This window comes from Gillisella taibaishanensis (assembly GCF_001938985.1).
In the GTDB taxonomy this organism is placed as follows: Bacteria; Pseudomonadota; Alphaproteobacteria; order Rhizobiales; family Rhizobiaceae; genus Allorhizobium; species Allorhizobium taibaishanense.
Map to the genome: position 1 here is coordinate 17,300 of NZ_MKIN01000023.1, position 17,757 is coordinate 35,056.

The window sequence follows — 17,757 nt, forward strand, 5'->3', positions numbered from 1 at the left end:
ACCCATCCAGAGGATTTTCCTTTGGCATCGCTTTCGGCATTTGACCTTAAATCCGGCAGGGTTTGTGGGCAAAGCTCGTGAACGATTAAGTTTGTATATGCATTATCTATAACGTGAGACGGCGAACATTCGCCGCTTTACGAGAAGTCAACGGAAGGGACGATCGCATGGCAGCCGAACTACAATCCGAGAGCCCGGAGAGCGCAGAGCCGCCGACCAGGTCCGGATGGCGTGCAGCTCTTGCCGAATACGGGCGAGCGATCGCCGCCGTATTCACGCTGATCGTTTTCGCCGCCGTTGCCTTGGCAATCTATCGGCTGACGGAAGAGGTCAGCTATGACGATGTGGTCTCGGCCATGGCGACGACAGGTTATGACCAGATCCTGCTTGCCGTCGTGTTTACCGCCCTCAGCTTCATGTCGCTCTGCCTTTACGACTGGAACGCCATGGAATTCATCGGTCGCAAACGGCCGATGGCGGAAGTAGCCTTGACTGCCTTCAGTGCCTATGCGGTAGGCAATGCGGCGGGCTTCGGCATGCTTTCGGGCGGCGCTATCCGCTACCGCGCCTATTCGAGGGCCGGTCTTGCGCCTGATGATATCGGTCGCGTCATCGCTTTCGTCACCCTCTCCTTCAGCCTTGGCCTTGCTGCCGTCACCGCCTTGTCGCTCATTCCGATGTCATCGGAAATCGCGCCGCTGCTCGACATCAGCCCGGTTTGGCTCCGTGCGTTCGCCATTGCCATCCTGCTCGGCTTCGGCGTTCTGATCGTGATTGGTCAGCGCCGCAGCCTGAGCTTTGCCGGCGTCACCCTGCGCATGGCCGACACGCCGACGCTGTCGCGCCAGTTCCTCGTGACCGTCGCCGATCTCGCCTTTTCCGCCTCCGTGGTTTATGCGCTTCTGCCCGAACAGGCCGCCATTTCCTGGCCGGCCTTCTTCGCAATTTATTCAATCGCCATCGGCATCGGCGTGCTCAGCCACGTGCCGGCTGGTATCGGCGTGTTTGAAACCGTCATTCTCGCCGCACTTGGCCCGACCACCAATATCGATGCGGTCCTGGCCTCGCTTGTCGTTTACCGCCTGATTTATTACGTCCTGCCGCTGATCATTGCCATCGCGCTGGTGTCGTTCACTGAGCTGCGGCACTATTCCAAGACGCCGGCGCTCGCGGGCGTCGGACGGACAGCAGCGCGGATTTCGCCGGCGCTGCTTGGCGCCCTCACCTTCATTCTCGGCGTCATGCTGATCTTTTCGAGCGTTACGCCGACGCCGGAAAGCGATCTGGAACTCCTGCAGAATATCCTGCCGCTGTCGGTGGTCGAAGGCGCGCATTTCTTCACCAGCTTGCTCGGCCTGTTCCTGGTCATCACCGCCCGCGGTCTTGCCCAGCGGCTGGATGGCGCCTGGTGGGCCGCCATGGTCGGCGCGGCCGTCGCGCTGGTCCTATCGCTGCTGCGCGCCTTTGCCGTGTTCGAGGCCTCGGCGCTGGCTGTTTTGCTGATCGGCCTGTTTGCAAGCAAACGCCTGTTCGTGCGCCCGGCCTCGCTGTTCCGTCAGGTGCTGACGGCTTCCTGGCTGACGGCAATCGCACTGATCTGCATCTGCGCCTGCCTCATCCTGTTTTTCGTCTACCGCGACGTGGACTACACGCGCTCGCTCTGGTGGGAGTTCGAGTTTTCCGAGTCGGCCCCCCGTTCGCTGCGCGCCATGCTCGGCCTGACGATCTTTTCGACGGCGCTTGCGGTGTTCAGTCTGTTGCGGCCCGCAGCACCTGCCGTCACCCCGTCCACGCCTGAGGATATCGAAAAGGCTGTCGGCATTCTCGGCAAGTCCGACGTGGCCGATAGCAATCTGGTGCGCACCGGCGACAAGGCGGTGATGTTCTCGCCCGATGGCCAGGCCTTCCTGATGTATGGCAAACAAGGACGGTCGTGGATTGCCTTCCTCGATCCGGTCGGACCGAAGAAAGCGCGTGACGAACTGGTATGGCAATTCGTCGAATCCGCCCGTCTGGCCGGCTGCCGGGCCGTATTTTATCAGGCATCGCCCGTCCTGCTGCCAGCCATTGCCGATGCCGGCATGCAGGCCTTCAAGCTGGGCGAATTGGCAGTCGTCGATCTCCCACGCTTCGACCTGAAGGGCGGCAAATGGGCCAACCTGCGCCAAAGCGCTTCCAAGGCTGAACGTGACGGATTGAGCTACGAGATCATCCCGGTCGCCGATGTGCCCAATGTACTCGAAGATCTCAGAGCCGTCTCAGATGGCTGGCTTGCCCAGCACCGTGCCAAGGAAAAGGGTTTTTCGCTCGGCGCCTTTACTGATGAGTATATTCTCAGTCAGCCGGTGATCGTACTACGCGCCGAGGGCAATATTGTCGCCTTCGCCAATATCCTTGTCACGGAGACCAAGGCAGAGGCCTCGATAGACTTGATGCGCTTTTCGCCTGATGCGCCGAAGGGCGCGATGGACTACCTGTTCGTCAGCCTGCTGACCTACCTTCGCACCGAAGGCTATGGGCATTTCAACCTCGGCATGGCGCCCTTGTCGGGCCTGTCGCGCCGAGAAGTGGCACCGGTCTGGGACCGCATTGCCAACACATTTTATGAGCATGGTGAGCGCTTCTATAATTTCAAAGGCTTACGTGCTTTCAAGCAGAAGTTCCACCCCGAATGGCAACCCCGCTATCTTGCCGTTTCGGGCGGTCTCAGTCCGGTGATCGCCCTCCTGGACGCAACTCTCCTGATCGGTGGCGGTCTGAAAGGCGTGGTAAAGAAATGAAATCGTCAGTTTATCGTCTCAGTGTCGGCGCTGTCGCCAGGCGCTTGCTGATTACGGGATGCCTGATCCTGGCTTCGGCCGGCGCCGGCTTGCTCAGCCCAGCGCTCGCCGCCGATGAACCCTATGAGACCGGCACCATTCCAGATCCTGTCATCACCCTACCTGACGGCAAGCCGAAGTCAGTCGTTTTCCTGCTCTCCGATAAGAGCGGCTGGAACGACCAGATGAAGGCTGAGGCGGAACGGCTGCGGGGCAATGGCTCGGTCGTGGTCGGCATTGACACACCGCGCTACCTGCAATCGCTGCAAGCCGATCTCAAATCCTCCGACGAGGACGACTGCATCTACACCGTCTCCGATATCGAGGATCTCTCCCATCAGATCCAGCGGCGCATCGGCGGCTCCGACTATCTGCCGCCGCTCGTCGCCGGCATCGGCGAAGGCGGCACCCTGGCCCTGGCGATCCTGGCCCAGACCCCGAACGCTACGATCGGCGAGACCCTGGCCGTCGACCCAGGCGATGTCATTCCCCTGCCCGACCAGTTCTGTACGCCAGCCGAAAAGACCCCGAAAAACGGCGGCATCGTCTATGGCCTCACCGATGGCGCCCTGCCAGATCCGGCAAGCGTTCGCTTCTCCACAACGGCCGATCCCGTTGGCCGCACCCATGTCGCCGATCTGTTGAAAGATCATTCCGACATCGACGTTGCCGACAGCCAAAAGCCTGCCGCCCAGACGCTGTCCGACGGTATCGACGTGATGATTGCCGCAACAGCCAAGGAAGCGGAGCCTTTGGGCCTGCCGCTGACAGTGATGGAAGTCGATAAGCCGGCGTTCGATACGATGGCGATTATCTATTCCGGTGACGGCGGTTGGCGCGATATCGACAGCGAAATTGCCGGCTATTTCCAGCAGGAAGGACTGCCGGTCATCGGCGTCGATTCACTGCGCTATTTCTGGTCAGCCCGCAAACCGCAGGAGACCGCAGACGATCTTGCCCGGATCATCAACACCTATACCAAGCGCTGGAAGGTCAAACATGTCATGCTTGTCGGCTTCTCCTTCGGTGCCGACATCACCCCGCCGGTTTACAATCTCCTGCCGGAGAATCTGCGCCAGAAGGTCAACCAGGTCTCACTGCTGTCGATGTCCCAGGCTTCGGACTTCGAGATCTCCGTCACCGGCTGGCTTGGCGCAAAAGGCAGCGGTGCTGGTGGCGATCCCACCAAGGAAATCGCCAAAATGCCCGCTGGCCTCGTACAGTGCCTCTACGGCGCCGATGACGAGGAAGACGATGGTTGCCACTTGCTCGATACCAAGAAGGTCGATGTCGTCAAGCTGGAAGGTGGCCACCATTTCGACGGCGATTACGAAGCGCTGGCAAAAATGCTGCTCGACCGGCTGAAGACCCGCAAGCTCGACTGAAGCCGAATTAGCCAACTCATCATCAGACGCAAAAGGGGCCGACAAGGCCCCTTTTTTTGCCGCCATCGAGGCTCTCATGCATGCTTCTTGCAGCTTAACGCTCCAACGTTGAGCTTCACCTCAGCGCTCCCGTAAGTGGCTTGAATAGAGGCAGGAACGACGGATCAAGACGGTCCTCAAACCGAAATGGGGCCTCGAAAGGCCCCATCCGTAATCATTACGCCAATGCTCGCGTCAACCAACAAGGCGGACGGGCGGAATGGCGTGGAGAGCAGCTCCAGGCTGACTCCCACCAGAAAGACGGAACTCATCGATCAGATGCAGCAATTCGCCTGCATCGGCATCGAGCACCTCAGCCGAACCGGTGGTTTCCTGCGCCATGGCGGCATTTTTCTGCGTCGCGCTGTCGAGTTGGTTCAGAGCCGAGGAGATTGATCGCAGCGTGGTATCCTGCTCGGCGGCGCTAGCGGCGATACGCGATACGACGTCATTGGCCTGGGTGATTTGCTGTGAAATCCGTCGCAGTGCGGAGCCGGTATCACCGACGAGATCCACACCCTGCTGAACCTGATCGGAGGAACGGGCGATCTGTTCCTTGATCTCCTTGGCCGCTGCCGCCGAGCGCTGTGCGAGTTCACGTACTTCCTGGGCAACGACGGCAAAGCCCTTGCCACTTTCACCGGCGCGCGCCGCCTCGACCCCGGCATTCAGCGCCAGCAGATTGGTCTGGAATGCGATCTCATCGATGACGCCGATGATCTTGGTGATTTCCTCGGAGGACTTCTTGATGCTGCTCATCGCCTCGATGGCACGGTTGACCACGTCATCGCTCTGCTGTGCTTCGTGGCTGACCGTCTGCACCCGGTTGGCGGCTTCGCGTGCGCCTTCCGATGTCTGGCGAATAGCCACGGTCAATTCGTCCAGCGCCGCCGAGGTTTCCTCCAGATTGGCGGCTTGATGCTCGGTCCGCTGCGCAAGCTCGCGGGAGGCGCGGCGAATTTCGTCTTTGCTGACACCGATCTCCTGGCTCTTGCGGCGAACACGCAAGAGGGCCTCTTCGAGCATGGATAGAGCCTCGTTAAAGTTGCGACGCAGCTCCTCGTAAGTGCCGCCCAAGTCGGCACAGCGTACGGCGAGATCACCTTTGGCAAGTCGTGAGAGCGCAGCACCGATCGTGCTGACCACTCTCGCCTGCTGAGCGGCCTCTTCGTGTTGACGATCGAGATTGCGCTGGCGCTCCCCGTCGAGTTCTTTCTGCTGCTCCTCCTGGCGAGCGGCCATGGCATGCCTCTCCCTGGCCTTCTGCTGCAACACCTCGGTTGCCTTAGCCATGGCGCCGATTTCGTTTTCCCTTTCGATATGGGGAACAACAAAGTCGGTGCTGTCATTCGCCACATCAAGCAGCGCGCCGCGCAAGTCACCCAAGGCACCGGTGACGGACTTGATGACCAGATATGCGACTGCAAGTGTGGCCAGAAGTACGCAAAGGGCAGCCGTAATTGTCTTGTTCACGTCGGACTGAATATAGTTTTCGAGATCATCCAGATAGGCGCCTGTCCCGACAACCATTTTCCAGGGTTCGAACGCCAGGGCATAGCCTACTTTCGGGTAGACTGTGTCCGCAGGCGTGTTCAAACGATTCCAGTTGTATTCGACAAAGCCGCCACCGCCGCGGCCCGCCTTGATCAGTTCGGAAATCAGGGCAAGACCGTTCTTGTCCTTTACCGCAATTTGGTTGGTGCCAACGCCGGTCTTGTTCGGATAGGCCAGTCGGACACCATCGTAATCATAGGCGAACATATAGCCATCGGGCTGATAACGAATGGCGGAGAGAGTATCGAAGGCTGCAGCCTGAGCCGCCTGTCTGGTCATCTCGCCCTTTTGCTCGCGCTCGTAATACATCTTGAGGATGGAGACAGCACTTTCGGTCTGGATGCGCTGCATGTCATAGCGCTGCTCGATGATGGAATGGCTGGATGTTCTGATCTGGAAGTAAAGCACGGCGGCAAAGCCGCAAACGAGCATGGCAACCAATGAAAACAGTTGCCTGGAAAGTCGCATATTCTTCATTTCATCCCCTCATGACTGACTATGACATGACCTCGGTTGCGCTGCCCCAAGGACCAGCGGCCACAATCACCCGACGACTAACGGATTGATTAGTATGACGTTTGGTAATTTCGTGCGTGATCCCGAAATTCAAAGCCGACAAGCGATCCACGCTAGATCGCCATCGAGGTGACGCCAACGCAGCACGTCTCAAAGCTGTATCTTGACTTTTCCTTGCGGCGCCGACACCCCCTGTCGACGCAGTTAGAAAAGCAGGGTTTCAATTAAGGAAAAGTGAATTTTTGCAATTTTAAGTAGATGTGTCACGTACATGAATTACAACTAAAATATGTTGTTCTAAAAAACTATGAGAAATACAGGATAGACGAAAAAGATCAATTATGGGGCCTAACGCCTCCAAAACGCAGAGAGGGCCGCATCTACGCGACCCTCCTGCAAAGGACACCTATAAAGTGCCGAGATCAAATTACCGAGGCGGGCAATTTGGCGTATTCGGTGCACATGCACCCCCCGGCGGTGGTGGTGGTGGTGGTGGTGGCGGACCACGATCCGGCGCCGGTGGTGGCGGTGGGGGCCGATTACCATCAGGGCCTCGATCTGGGCGCGGCGGCTGCGGCGGCTGCGGCGGGCCACGGCGAGGATCATCCGGCCGCATGCCACCTGGCCGCATGTCACCCGGTCTCATGTCACCCGGTCTCATGTCACCGGGACGCTGGTCACCAGGGCGCCGATCATCGGGGCGCATGTCGCCTGGGCGCCGGTCATCGGGGCGCATGTCACCGGGACGTCGGTCATCAGGGCGCATGTCGCCAGGGCGCCGGTCATCGGGACGCATATCGCCAGGGCGATGCCATGGGCGACCGTCGCCCGGACGGTTACGATCACCATCCATCCGAGGGTCGTACCTGCCTGGACCGCCCGGCGGCGGTGGGGGCGGAGGAGGATTACCACCCATGAAGCGCGGAGGCGGGCCATCGCGGTGCCAGACCGGCGGCGGCGGAGGCGCACGGCGCCAGCGATCACGCTCACGGTAAAAATCGCGACCGCGATAGTAACGATCCCAGTAGTTGTCGACCTGGAAGGTTACCGTGGGGATGCCGAGCTGCCCGTAGTAATCGGGGTCGACGTAGATCCGCCGACTGGAATACTGGGTCTGCAGGTAGCTGCCGGAGATCCAGCCGCGATAGCCCGCATAGCCGACGTCACACCAGTTGGCGGAGGAGAGGCAGCCGAAAATCTCGACCGAATTGCCAGCTGGCACGACCAGGACCGGCGGGTATTGCGTACTGGGCCCAGCCCGCAAGTTGACATTGGCCGTTGCGAAGGCCTGAGCCGCCTCCGCGGCGGCGGGTAGCGTAAGCGCCGCCAGTCCCACAAAGGCCGATAAATAGAGTGGTTTCATCAATTCGATCTCCCTGGCCGTCCCTGACCTTGGTCAGAGCAGTTCACTATTTCTTAGAAACACTGAACTGCTCCGGATTATTTTTTTGCCGCACGTCCTGAGAAACGCACTATGTGATTTCATGAACATGCTTTAGCCTTGGCTTATAATGCCAGTTGGCTCCATTCGGCACCGTAACGTGGTCCCGGTTTATTTGTTCCCGGCCAGTATTGGCTCCTCACGATGAAAGTAGTCCGATCAAGATCCTCCGGCTTTTTTGAGGCAGATCCGTCTCAACACACATCATTGACTTTTTGGAGCGACAAGGTGTCGCCTACCCTTGACTTTGGCGGTGGATCGTCCGACCTCACGAGTACAAAACAAAGCCTCGTGCCATGCCTATCACCATCGTCAGTCAGGAGAACCCAATGAGCGAGACCGCAAAGAGCACGATCGATCAGGCCGAAGTCGACCGGTTTTCCGCAATGGCCGCCGAATGGTGGGATCCAACAGGCAAGTTCAAACCGCTGCACAAGATCAATCCCATTCGCCTCACCTATATCAGGGATAATGCCTGCAAGCATTTCGGACGTGATCCGCGCTCTGCCCAGCCGCTTGCCGATCTGCGCGTTCTCGACATCGGCTGCGGTGGCGGTCTGCTGTCCGAGCCTATCGCCCGCATGGGCGCCAACGTGCTCGGCGCCGACGCCTCGGCCAAGAATATCGGCATCGCCAGCACCCATGCCGCCCAGACCGGCATACGGGTCGATTACCGCGCCGTCACCGCTGAGAGCCTGGCTGCCGCAGGCGAGACCTTCGATATCGTGCTGAACATGGAAGTGGTCGAGCATGTCGCCGATGTTGAATATTTCATCTCCACCTGCGCCTCCATGGTGCGCCCCGGCGGCCTGATGTTGATCTCGACCATAAACCGCACCCTGAAGGCCGCCGCCCTGGCCATCGGCGCCTGCGAATACGTGCTGCGCTGGCTGCCCCGCGGTACTCACCAATATGAAAAGCTTGTCCGGCCCGAAGAACTCCGCAATCCTATTCTGGGCGCGGGCATGGAAGTCACCGAGACCATCGGTGTGTTCTTCAACCCCTTCCAGAACCAATGGAACCTGTCTTCGGATACCGACGTGAATTACATGATGTTGACCCGCAGACCGGCAGTCAGCGAAGCGTGATCCCGGTCACACGGAGATAGATGTGAGCAAATGGAGGAGATCCTGTTGCCGGGACAGGTTTTCGGCAACCAGTGCCTTCATCCTGGATCTGTCGGGACTATAAGGCGCGCCATCGGGTGAAAACGCCTGTTTGAAGGTGAAGGCGTCAGGACTTGCCCCATGCTCGGCCAGATGCTCCAGTCGAGAGACCCCATCCGACCATTCCGGCCTTGTGCCTGCCGGCACCCACCACAGCACCAGCGGCGGCCACGTCTGCTTGATGTTCCACGCCCGCGCGTTCTTTAACGCCTCCGCATGGACGCCACTATAGGAAAACGCCATCAGCGTTTCGATATCCTGCCAGAGGGACAGGGAGCTCGGGCCGGACGTAAAGCCGCTACCCGCGATAAAACGAGGGAACGCCTGTACGCCCCAACTCTCGGGACCGGGTTCGCCAGCATAGCCGGAACGGCCAATATAACCTTCAGCTCGCGCAGCCGCTTCGAAATTCAGGGGCTCTCGGGAGACGAAACCTCTGACAGCAGGATCGTCGTAGGCAGCGACATGCAGACCGAAATTATAAATCGCCAGATGATGCGCCAGTTGATCGGCCAGTGGATCGGACGGTAACGCGGTCAATTGACATCGTCAGGCAGGACCGGAAGAGGAGCGATCTCAATCCCCTCGTCGATCAGCGCCCGCGCCTCGTCCGGACTGGCGTTGCCGATAATGCCGCGCGCATCAGCCTCACCGTAATGGATTTTGCGCGCCTCTTCCGGAAAACGCTCGCCGACATCCTCGCTATTGGCGCGCACAGCCGCAACCGCTTCCTTCAGCTTGATATAGGCTTCCCGTTGCGCCGTATCATGGGCGACCATCTGCCGCTCTTCCTTGGCACGCGCTGTCGTCACCATCGGCGCCATCAGGCTTTTCGAGATCGAGGGTGAGGAGCAGATCGGGCAGGTCAGGAAGCCGCTGGCCTTCTGCCGATCGAAATCGGCACTTTCCGAAAACCAACCTTCGAATTCATGAGCCTGATCGCAGACGAGGGAATAGCGGATCACACCGTCTGCCCTCCCTTGGCGAGGACAGGGACGTGATCGAGATTGAAATCGCGGCCATTCTTCAAATTAGGGATCTTCATGCGTGCGGCCCTTACGGCCTCAACATCGATCTCAGCCATGACAACCGCCTCTCCCGCTGCGGGTCCTTCGGCCAGGATCGTGCCCCATGGGTCGATGATCAACGAGTGACCATAGGTCTGGCGGCCATCTTTATGGGTGCCACCCTGGGCGGCGGCAATCACGAAGGCACCGTTCTCGATAGCACGCGCCCGCAGCAGTACATGCCAGTGCGCTTCGCCCGTCTGCTGGGTGAAGGCCGCAGGCACCGTCAGGATCTCGGCGCCCGCCATGGCTTCGGAGCGAAACAGCGAGGGAAAGCGAAGATCGTAGCAAATCGCAAAGCCAAGCTTGCCAAACGGCAGATCGGCAACGATTGCGGTCTTGCCGGGATGGTAGGCCGAGCTTTCGCGCCAACTCTCGCCATTGTCGAGATCGACGTCGAACATATGGATCTTGTCATAGGTGCAGATCCGCCGGCCATTGGGTCCATACAGCAGGCCACGATTGGCGATCATGCCATCGTCGCGCGCAATGGCGGTCGAGCCGACATGAACATGGATCTTCAATTCAGCGGCAAGTTTAGCCGCAGTCACGGCGATCAGATCATGCTCGTCGTCGCGCAGCATTGCCTTCAAGGCCGCACGGTCGCGCTGCAGGGCTCCGGTCATCTCGGGGGTCTGGACATAAGTAGCCCCGGCAGCGGCGGCCTCACGCACCAGACGCGCCATGGTCTGAGCATTTTTGTCCAGGTCCTTGCCGGAACACATTTGCAGAGCAGCAACCTTAATCGTCATGAGGAGCCTCAGCCAGCTAGCATCGGATCGAGCTTACCGGCCCGGTCCAAGGCATGCAGATCGTCGCAGCCTCCGACATGAGTTCCCCCGATGAAGATCTGCGGAAAGGTAGTACCGCCCGATTTGTCGATCATTTCCTGGCGCAGTTCCGCATTGCCGGTGGCGTCGATCTCCGTGAAATCCACGTCCTTGGAGGTCAACAGCGCCTTGGCGCGGGCACAATATTCGCAATATTTCCGCGTGTAGATCGTCACGGATGCCATATTCGTTTCCCCATTGTCAAAGGATCAATGCCGTCATGCAAGTGCTTGTCATATAGGCGCTGCCAAGGCCATTGCAAAGGTCAAAACCGTGACTTCGGCCGCACCGGCGCGCTTCAGAGCACGGGTCGCGGCCGTGACGGTTGCGCCTGTCGTGTAGACATCGTCGATCAGTACAATATGCCGGCCGAAAACCGCATCGCGGCGGCTTTCCAGCACCTTGAAGGCGCCGCGCACATTCTCGGCTCTCGCCGTCTGCGACAGCCCCACCTGCTTGCTGGTCCGTTTGACGCGCACGAGCACACCAGGCAGGAACGGCTTGGTCGACAACCTCGCCAGCGCCCGGCCGAGTTCCGCCGATTGGTTATACTGGCGGGAAAACAGCCGCCAACGATGGAGCGGCACCGGCAGGATCGCATCCGCGCGCGCCAGATCGTCGCCTCCCGCCCGTTTCATCCAGCCTGCCATCATCGGCGCCAGATCGGTGCGATCTCCATATTTCAACCGATGCACCAGATCGCGAGCCGCACCGTCATGTACGGCAACCGCCCTCAGCCTGTCGAAGACGGGCGGATTGGCGATCGCCTCGGCGCAGACCATGCCCCGCCCGGGATCAAATCCGAAGGGCAGACCGAGAATTTCACAATAGGGCCGCTCGATGAACCGCACGCTGCACCAGCAACCCGAACATAGGCAACCGGCGTCCGCAATCGGCAGCCCGCAGGCTGCACAGCCAGGCGGATAGACGAGGTCGCGCACCACCTTTGCCGCCGTCGAGGTGAGTCGCTGCACCGCTCGCACCCCGCGCAGGGCAAAGACAATCCTTCCACCGCCGATGTGCCCGACATCACCCAATCTCGCCCCTGCCGCCTTGTAAACGGCCCCTCTCTGCTCATTTTACATCGCCAAGATGAAACTGCGCCATCATGCACGTTTCCCAAGACCGACTTCAAGCCATTTCACCGGAAATGCTGCTCCGGCAATCCTGGTGCTTTTCTTGGCAAACCAATTCCTCCGCCTGCCATTATGCAGTAGATCGACACCTGAGCCTCGGCGCTTGCACCTCAGCCGGATTCCATTAAGACCGGCGCCGCCGATCCATGACGAGAAGAGGACTTTCCGATGGATGCTTTATTCGACCCGGACCTGGTCATCCGCAACCGCGAGCGCGCCCTTGGAGGCGGCGATAGCGGCGCCGGCTTTCTGCTCGATATTGTGGCTCAGGAATTGGCCGAGCGTTTGGCTGTGGTCGAGCGGCAATTCAAAGCCGCCGTGGAACTGCACGGCATGGATGGACGGGTTGCCCGCGCTTGTCTGGAAAGCGGCCGGATCGAAAGCCTGCGACGGGTGGAAACCAGCCCTCGATTTGCAAACGCCGGCGAAACAATTACGACCGGCACGATCGAGCATCTGCCATTGGCCGAGCAGAGCGCGGATCTTCTGCTATCGCCGCTGGTGTTGCATCTGGCCAACGACACCCCAGGCCTGCTGATCCAGATGCGGCGGGCGCTGCGGCCGGATGGGCTGCTGCTGACCGCATTGCCGGGAGCCGGAACGCTTGGTGAATTGCGCGACGTACTGCTGAGCGCCGAAATCGAGTTGGAAGGTGGGGCAAGCCCACGGGTGATTCCATTTGCCGATGTACGTGACATGGGCGGCCTGTTGCAGCGGGCGGGTTTTGCCCTGCCTGTTGTCGATGTCGAGACCTACACCGTGCGCTATGACAGCATCTTCGAGTTGATGCGGGATCTGAAAGCCATGGGCATGACAAATCCGCTGCGTGCCCGCAGCCGCAAGCCGCTGACGCGCCGCTTCTTCGTGCGGGCTGCCGAGCTGTACGCTGAACGCCACAGCGATCCAGACGGCCGAATCCGCGCCAGCTTCTCGATCATCTACATGTCCGGCTGGGCGCCGCATGAAAGCCAGCCCAAGCCGCTGAAGCCGGGCTCGGCGAAGATCAGCCTTGCCGACGCCCTGAAAGACAAGTCATGAAACGACAGCGCCGTGCGCCATATATGGCGCACAAAGGTTCGCTGTAGCACTTTAAATCTGCTGAATAATTTCCTCTTTAAATCTCTACCGATTTGAGGAAATTATGCAGCGGCGCTCACACCAGCCTGGCCATGGCGGCAATGATGACATCGAACAGGGCAACGAGAGCATCATAGTAGACAGAGAGCCCCAGATAGAGTGACACGCCGACCAGGCCGACGATAAGGCCGTATTCGATCGCCGTTGCCCCGCACGACTGCCGAAACACTGAAACTGGTCCGCAGATCAAGCGCATGAACCCCATGATATCGCCCCGGAACCAAGCGCTCCCGCATGGTCACTTATTAGGTGCCCGCACGCGGCAAGGCGCCCTACGGCATCGTATCGGCACCGTTTCTACGACAAACGGTAGCGTGGCAGAGATTAACGCCTCCCCAATATTAAGCGGGGCGCCACTCACCAAAAATGGGTGAAAGCCTATTTGGATGATCAGGAAATTCAGCAGCTATTGCCGTTGCCGGGGCTGATGATGCAGACGGAACCGGGCGTATCCTGCAGTACGCTGCGACGGATCGTATAGTGCTTTCCAGCATCACGGCCGCCGGGAATGGATCCCGTGCTCATGCCATCGATGTCGGCCGGTCGGCCGGCCATTTGCCCAGTGGTCTTGTCTGACAGCATCGGCGTCAAGACCAGCGACACCGCAATGGCGGTGACGGCAAACAAGAGAGCAAGGTTGATTGCGCCCATTCTGCCGGATCGGCCCACGCCACCAGATCTGGAAGTCGCGCGTCGCGACTGCCGTCCGCCCTTTCCGAAATCCTTCTGCGTCATCGCAATCCTCACAATTCGTTCCGCATGGGGAGGAAAGCCCGACGAAACGAGTTTTCGGCACCGTGCGTTTGTCCAAACGCACATAAGAAGCCACTTCATTCTCAATCTGATGCATAATTTTCTCAAACCGCTCGCGATTTAAGAAAATTAGCCGTTGTGGATGCCTGCCTCAGCGCTTCACCGTAAGCGAAAGCTGCGAGCGCAAACTGATTCTCCAAGCGCTTCCTTTAAAAGGAAGCCGGGATTTCGTCACCGCAGGAATAGCAAGCCTACAGGAGCAAAATCTCAAGGCCTTGAAAAACCGTAGCAATTTGTATCAAACGATATCGCGCCCCAAGCGATCATGCCGTTTGGCGCCAGTGGGCATCAGGCGATGCACCAAGCGCCACTGCATGATGATGGAATATTGCGGGCTTGAGGATTAACTTTCTATTAATCGACGATAAAAACCGGTGAGCAAGCGACAGCCCATCCGGATTTTCCACAGTACGGCTTCGCCCTCAGATCACAACAGATCCTGCAGGAAGGGAATGAGCGGCTCATCGGCCGGCGGCATCGGATACGAGCGTAAATCGCCCGGCTTTACCCACTTCAGGGCTTGGCCTTCGCAGCCTTGGGCGATGCCTTCGTAGCGACGGCACACATAGAGCGGCATCAGCAGATGGAAGGTTTCATAGGTGTGGCTGGCGAAGGTCAGCGGTGCAAGGCATGGGATTTTCGTGATGATCCCCAGTTCTTCTTCAAGCTCGCGCACCAGCGTCTCTTCTGGCGTCTCGCCCGGTTCTACCTTGCCGCCGGGAAACTCCCAGAGACCGGCCAGCGACTTACCCTCTGGCCTTTGCGCCAGGAGAATGCGCCCATCGCTGTCGAGAAGCGCACAGGCGGCGACCAGAAGGATGGAGCGAGGCGTGTCCGCGGTCATGCCTCGCCGTCCTGACGCCAGTAGCAATAGCGATAGGCTTCCTGGAAACCCAGCTTGCGGTATAGCGCAAGAGCGGCCTCATTATCGGCCTGCACCTGCAACCAAGCACTTTTGGCACCGCGAATTCTCGCCCAGCGCAAGGCGGCATAGGTCAACTCGAAACCGGTACCCTGGCCGCGATAGGCGTTGCCGACAGCCAGTTGCAGAAGGCCGGCGAGATCGTTGTCCTGAACGCACATTGCCGCGGCGACCGGGCCATTGTCCGGCTGCTCGATCAGAAACAGGCCGAGTGGCGGCTTTATATTGCTGATCAACTCGGCCAGCGCCGGCTTTGACGCATCATCTTCGTTGCGCAGCGTCAGGCTCGCATCGACGAAACGGCCGATATCCTGGGTCGGCAGGTGATCCATGACATCGTGGTCAGGCATCAGCGACAGATCAAGCGACATGACTAGGCTCTCATCGAAGCGGACCCAGCCATCCTCACGCAATACGTCTACGACTTGCGGCGGCGCCAGGGGGGTTTCGCGAAACACCATAGTCCGGCCATAGGACTCGAACTTGCGCGCTGCCTTTTCAAGGCGCAGGCGAATGTCGCGTGTATCCGAGCGGTCAAGCGCAACAACGCAGTTGACCCGCTTGGACGGATGCCCGCCCGTCAACCTGATCTGCCAGCTGCCGTCATACTGCACAGATGCAGCAGGCCATGCGCGAAAACTGACAGCCTCCAGCCGGCGCACCTGCGGCAGGTTCGGGGTCGCAGATGAGGTGAAATCTACCACCATCAACTCCGGTAATCCCCGTTGATCGCCACATATTCCTTGGTGAGATCGCAGGTCCAGACTGTTGCGGTGCCGGAGCCAAGGCCCAGATCAACGGTAACAGGAATATCCTCGCGCTGCATCACGGCGGTGGCCGCCGCTTCCGAATAAGCCGGATCGCGCTCGCCATTGACGGCAACGCGGACATCACCGAACCAAATTGCCAGCCGGTCGCGGTCGGCCATTTCGCCGGCCTTGCCGACAGCCATGACAACGCGGCCCCAATTGGCATCCTCGCCGGCAACCGCGGTCTTCACCAGTGGCGAATTGGCGATCGAAAGGGCAATCACCTTGGCTGCTGCATCGCTTTCAGCGCCCTTGACGGTCACTTCGACCATCTTGCGGGCGCCTTCGCCGTCGCGCACCACCTGCAGGGCAAGATCCTTCAGCAGATCGTTGAAGGCGGCGCGAAAGCCGTCGAGGCGAACATCGTCGGCGCTTTCCACCCGTGCCTGGCCATCGTCGGCGGCAGCACCCGTGGCAAAGACCATCAGCGTGTCTGAGGTGGATGTATCGCTATCGACAGTCACGGAATTGAAACTTGGACCGACACCAGCCGAAAGCAGAACCTGCAAAGCAGCGGGTGCGATATCGGCGTCGGTGACGACGAAGGACAGCATTGTTGCCATGTCAGGGGCGATCATGCCCGCACCCTTGGCAATGCCGTTGATCGTTACGGTCACGCCGCCGATCTCGGCCGTCCGGGTCGCGACCTTGGGATAGGTATCCGTGGTCATGATTGCCTTGGCGGCTTCAAACCAGAAATCGCCCTTGGCATCGCGCGCCATATCATCAAGCACGCCGGCAAATTTCGTCGCGTCGAGCGGCTCGCCGATCACACCGGTCGAGGCGAGATAGATTTCGCTTTCAGCGCAGCCGAGAGCACTTGCAGCCGACTTCGCCGTCAATTCGGTCGCTGCTCGGCCCTTCACGCCGGTAAAGGCATTGGCATTGCCGGAATTGACCACCACACCGCGAGCCACGCCATGGGAGAGGTTCTTGCGGCAGAAATCCACTGGCGCCGAGGGGCACTTGGACTTGGTAAACACGCCGGCGACGCTTGCGGGCCTGTCGAAGGCCATCAGCAGTACATCGGTCCGGTTCTTGTATTTGATACCGGCTGCGGCGGTCGCCATGGCAACTCCACGGACCGCAGGCATGTCCGCAAAGGTTTTTGGTGCGAGAGGAGAAACACTGGCTGACATGGCAGGAAATGGCCCCCAGAAAGGTATGGATGCTAAGACTTCGACGCAAGAAACCCGTCGCATCGCGCCTCAGGCACGATGCGACGGATCGGTGTTGGCTTAAGGCTTCGGCTGAACGGCAGCGTCCGGCTCGGCCTGCTGCTTGCTGATGTCCTCGTAGCCCTTCTTCAGGCTCGGATCGACAACTTCGACCTTTTCAGCGGTCTTGGCCTTCTCCAGCAGGGCGAGATACTTGTCGCGCATCACCAGCTGGCGAACCTGTTGCTGAACGTCTTCGAACTTCGGCGGAGCCGCGTCGCGGATTTCTTCGACCTTGATGACGTGATAGCCAAACTGGCTCTTCACCGGCGTTTTGGTGTAGGTGCCGGGCTTCAGGGCAAAGGCGGCCTCTTCGAATTCAGGCACCATGCGGCCCTTGCCGAAGAAGCCGAGGTCGCCACCGTCAGAGCCGCTGGAATCCGTGGACTTTTCCTTGGCAAGCTCGGCAAAATCCTTGCCGGCGTCGAGCTGCTTGATCACGTCCTTGGCCTCATCCTCGGTCTTCACGAGGATATGACGGGCGTGAATTTCCTGCTCCTTCGGCAGGGCTGCGATTTCCTTGTCGTAGCGCGCCTTGACTTCCGCATCGGTCGTCATGTCGACGACGTATTTCTTGAAATAGGCGTTGTGCAGTTCGCGGTCGCCGATGAAGGCCATGCGCTGCTTGTAAGCGGCATCGTTCTGCATGCCTTCGCCCATGGCGCTACCGGCCAGCAGCTTTACGTCGATGGCGCCGGAGAGAGCGGCAACCTTTTTCTGGTCGTCAGGCATCTGGGCGAACTGCGGATCGAGATTGGCGATCGCCAGATCCAGTTCCGACTGATGGATTTCCAGTTTGCCGACCTTGGCGACAACGGCATCGTCGGCCTGGGCGTAGGAAGACAGCGTCACAAGGGCGGCGCAGGCCGCCAGGACGAGTTTATGAGAACGCAGCATGAAATAACC

17 protein-coding genes are annotated in these 17,757 nt (G+C 59.5%); 4 read left to right on the forward strand and 13 right to left on the reverse strand.

What is annotated here, in order from left to right; all coding sequences use genetic code 11:
• Positions 1–167 precede the first annotated feature (167 nt).
• Both mprF and BJF91_RS16930 read left to right on the forward strand, forming a co-directional pair.
• Positions 168–2,780, forward strand: a complete 2,613-nt coding sequence (gene mprF, locus BJF91_RS16925; protein WP_075615732.1) for a bifunctional lysylphosphatidylglycerol flippase/synthetase MprF — start codon at positions 168–170, stop codon at positions 2,778–2,780.
• Entirely contained in the window at positions 2,777–4,204 is a 1,428-nt protein-coding gene (locus BJF91_RS16930) for a virulence factor family protein (RefSeq protein ID WP_075615733.1), read from the forward strand. The genes mprF and BJF91_RS16930 overlap by 4 nt, the downstream gene beginning before the upstream one ends.
• A gap of 234 nt (positions 4,205–4,438) precedes the next feature.
• On the opposite strand, the gene BJF91_RS16935 is transcribed toward BJF91_RS16930, so the two are convergent.
• Positions 4,439–6,274 carry a methyl-accepting chemotaxis protein gene (locus BJF91_RS16935; RefSeq protein WP_075615734.1) on the reverse strand — a complete coding sequence of 612 codons (1,836 nt, stop codon included), beginning with the start codon at positions 6,272–6,274 and terminating at the stop codon, positions 4,439–4,441.
• A gap of 466 nt (positions 6,275–6,740) precedes the next feature.
• A complete protein-coding gene (locus tag BJF91_RS16940; protein WP_075615735.1) occupies positions 6,741–7,676 on the reverse strand; it encodes an SH3 domain-containing protein in 936 nt (311 codons plus the stop codon).
• Between the two features lie 407 nt (positions 7,677–8,083).
• On the opposite strand from BJF91_RS16940, the gene ubiG reads away from it, so the two are divergent.
• Positions 8,084–8,842, forward strand: a complete 759-nt coding sequence (gene ubiG / locus BJF91_RS16945; protein ID WP_075615736.1) for a bifunctional 2-polyprenyl-6-hydroxyphenol methylase/3-demethylubiquinol 3-O-methyltransferase UbiG — start codon at positions 8,084–8,086, stop codon at positions 8,840–8,842.
• A gap of 6 nt (positions 8,843–8,848) precedes the next feature.
• Here ubiG and BJF91_RS16950 read toward each other — a convergent pair whose 3' ends face one another.
• The 5 genes from BJF91_RS16950 to BJF91_RS16970 are packed head-to-tail and all read right to left on the reverse strand — an operon-like array spanning position 8,849 to position 11,809.
• Positions 8,849–9,460 (reverse strand): DUF3291 domain-containing protein, encoded by a 612-nt coding sequence (locus tag BJF91_RS16950; protein WP_234801656.1) that lies wholly within the window; start codon positions 9,458–9,460, stop codon positions 8,849–8,851.
• On the reverse strand, positions 9,457–9,885 hold the full coding sequence (locus BJF91_RS16955) for a DUF1178 family protein (RefSeq protein WP_075615737.1): 429 nt from the start codon (positions 9,883–9,885) through the stop codon (positions 9,457–9,459). Before BJF91_RS16955 ends, BJF91_RS16950 begins: the two co-directional genes overlap by 4 nt.
• The gene (locus BJF91_RS16960) at positions 9,882–10,739 is read right to left on the reverse strand and encodes a carbon-nitrogen hydrolase family protein (RefSeq protein WP_075615738.1); all 858 of its coding nucleotides are present in this window, start codon (positions 10,737–10,739) and stop codon (positions 9,882–9,884) included. The genes BJF91_RS16955 and BJF91_RS16960 overlap by 4 nt, the downstream gene beginning before the upstream one ends.
• 8 nt (positions 10,740–10,747) lie before the next feature.
• Entirely contained in the window at positions 10,748–11,002 is a 255-nt protein-coding gene (grxC, locus tag BJF91_RS16965) for a glutaredoxin 3 (RefSeq protein ID WP_075615739.1), read from the reverse strand.
• A 48-nt stretch (positions 11,003–11,050) separates the two neighbouring features.
• Positions 11,051–11,809, reverse strand: coding sequence for a ComF family protein (locus BJF91_RS16970; RefSeq protein WP_210289078.1), 759 nt, complete (start codon positions 11,807–11,809; stop codon positions 11,051–11,053).
• A gap of 312 nt (positions 11,810–12,121) precedes the next feature.
• Here BJF91_RS16970 and BJF91_RS16975 point away from each other — a divergent pair, with 312 nt between their 5' ends.
• The gene (locus BJF91_RS16975) at positions 12,122–12,991 is read left to right on the forward strand and encodes a methyltransferase domain-containing protein (RefSeq protein ID WP_075615740.1); all 870 of its coding nucleotides are present in this window, start codon (positions 12,122–12,124) and stop codon (positions 12,989–12,991) included.
• 115 nt (positions 12,992–13,106) lie between these two features.
• Here the strand turns inward: BJF91_RS16975 and BJF91_RS16980 are convergent, their stop codons facing one another.
• From BJF91_RS16980 to BJF91_RS17005, 6 genes are all read right to left on the reverse strand, one after another.
• Entirely contained in the window at positions 13,107–13,259 is a 153-nt protein-coding gene (locus tag BJF91_RS16980) for a Flp family type IVb pilin (protein WP_234801657.1), read from the reverse strand.
• Between the two features lie 230 nt (positions 13,260–13,489).
• The gene (locus BJF91_RS16985) at positions 13,490–13,741 is read right to left on the reverse strand and encodes a hypothetical protein (protein ID WP_324615722.1); all 252 of its coding nucleotides are present in this window, start codon (positions 13,739–13,741) and stop codon (positions 13,490–13,492) included.
• A 589-nt stretch (positions 13,742–14,330) separates the two neighbouring features.
• On the reverse strand, positions 14,331–14,747 hold the full coding sequence (locus tag BJF91_RS16990; protein WP_075615743.1) for a (deoxy)nucleoside triphosphate pyrophosphohydrolase: 417 nt from the start codon (positions 14,745–14,747) through the stop codon (positions 14,331–14,333).
• Positions 14,744–15,532 (reverse strand): GNAT family N-acetyltransferase, encoded by a 789-nt coding sequence (locus tag BJF91_RS16995; protein ID WP_075615744.1) that lies wholly within the window; start codon positions 15,530–15,532, stop codon positions 14,744–14,746. Before BJF91_RS16995 ends, BJF91_RS16990 begins: the two co-directional genes overlap by 4 nt.
• Positions 15,532–16,773, reverse strand: coding sequence for a bifunctional glutamate N-acetyltransferase/amino-acid acetyltransferase ArgJ (gene argJ, locus BJF91_RS17000; RefSeq protein ID WP_075615745.1), 1,242 nt, complete (start codon positions 16,771–16,773; stop codon positions 15,532–15,534). The genes BJF91_RS16995 and argJ overlap by 1 nt, the downstream gene beginning before the upstream one ends.
• A gap of 99 nt (positions 16,774–16,872) precedes the next feature.
• Complete coding sequence (locus BJF91_RS17005) at positions 16,873–17,748, reverse strand: peptidylprolyl isomerase (RefSeq protein ID WP_075615746.1); 876 nt, start codon at positions 17,746–17,748, stop codon at positions 16,873–16,875.
• Positions 17,749–17,757 lie beyond the last annotated feature (9 nt).

Bases quoted from the DNA above. Each gene is read 5' to 3' on its own strand.
- BJF91_RS17005 (WP_075615746.1), bottom strand. From the start codon at position 17,748: ATGCTGCGTTCTCATAAACTCGTCCTGGCGGCCTGCGCCGCCCTTGTG.
- BJF91_RS16930 (WP_075615733.1), top strand. From the start codon at position 2,777: ATGAAATCGTCAGTTTATCGTCTCAGTGTCGGCGCTGTCGCCAGGCGC.
- BJF91_RS16960 (WP_075615738.1), bottom strand. From the start codon at position 10,739: ATGACGATTAAGGTTGCTGCTCTGCAAATGTGTTCCGGCAAGGACCTG.
- BJF91_RS16975 (WP_075615740.1), top strand. From the start codon at position 12,122: ATGGATGCTTTATTCGACCCGGACCTGGTCATCCGCAACCGCGAGCGC.
- BJF91_RS16985 (WP_324615722.1), bottom strand. From the start codon at position 13,741: ATGGGCGCAATCAACCTTGCTCTCTTGTTTGCCGTCACCGCCATTGCG.
- grxC (WP_075615739.1), bottom strand. From the start codon at position 11,002: ATGGCATCCGTGACGATCTACACGCGGAAATATTGCGAATATTGTGCC.
- BJF91_RS16935 (WP_075615734.1), bottom strand. From the start codon at position 6,274: ATGAAGAATATGCGACTTTCCAGGCAACTGTTTTCATTGGTTGCCATG.
- argJ (WP_075615745.1), bottom strand. From the start codon at position 16,773: ATGTCAGCCAGTGTTTCTCCTCTCGCACCAAAAACCTTTGCGGACATG.
- BJF91_RS16990 (WP_075615743.1), bottom strand. From the start codon at position 14,747: ATGACCGCGGACACGCCTCGCTCCATCCTTCTGGTCGCCGCCTGTGCG.
- BJF91_RS16940 (WP_075615735.1), bottom strand. From the start codon at position 7,676: ATGAAACCACTCTATTTATCGGCCTTTGTGGGACTGGCGGCGCTTACG.
- mprF (WP_075615732.1), top strand. From the start codon at position 168: ATGGCAGCCGAACTACAATCCGAGAGCCCGGAGAGCGCAGAGCCGCCG.
- BJF91_RS16995 (WP_075615744.1), bottom strand. From the start codon at position 15,532: ATGGTGGTAGATTTCACCTCATCTGCGACCCCGAACCTGCCGCAGGTG.
- ubiG (WP_075615736.1), top strand. From the start codon at position 8,084: ATGAGCGAGACCGCAAAGAGCACGATCGATCAGGCCGAAGTCGACCGG.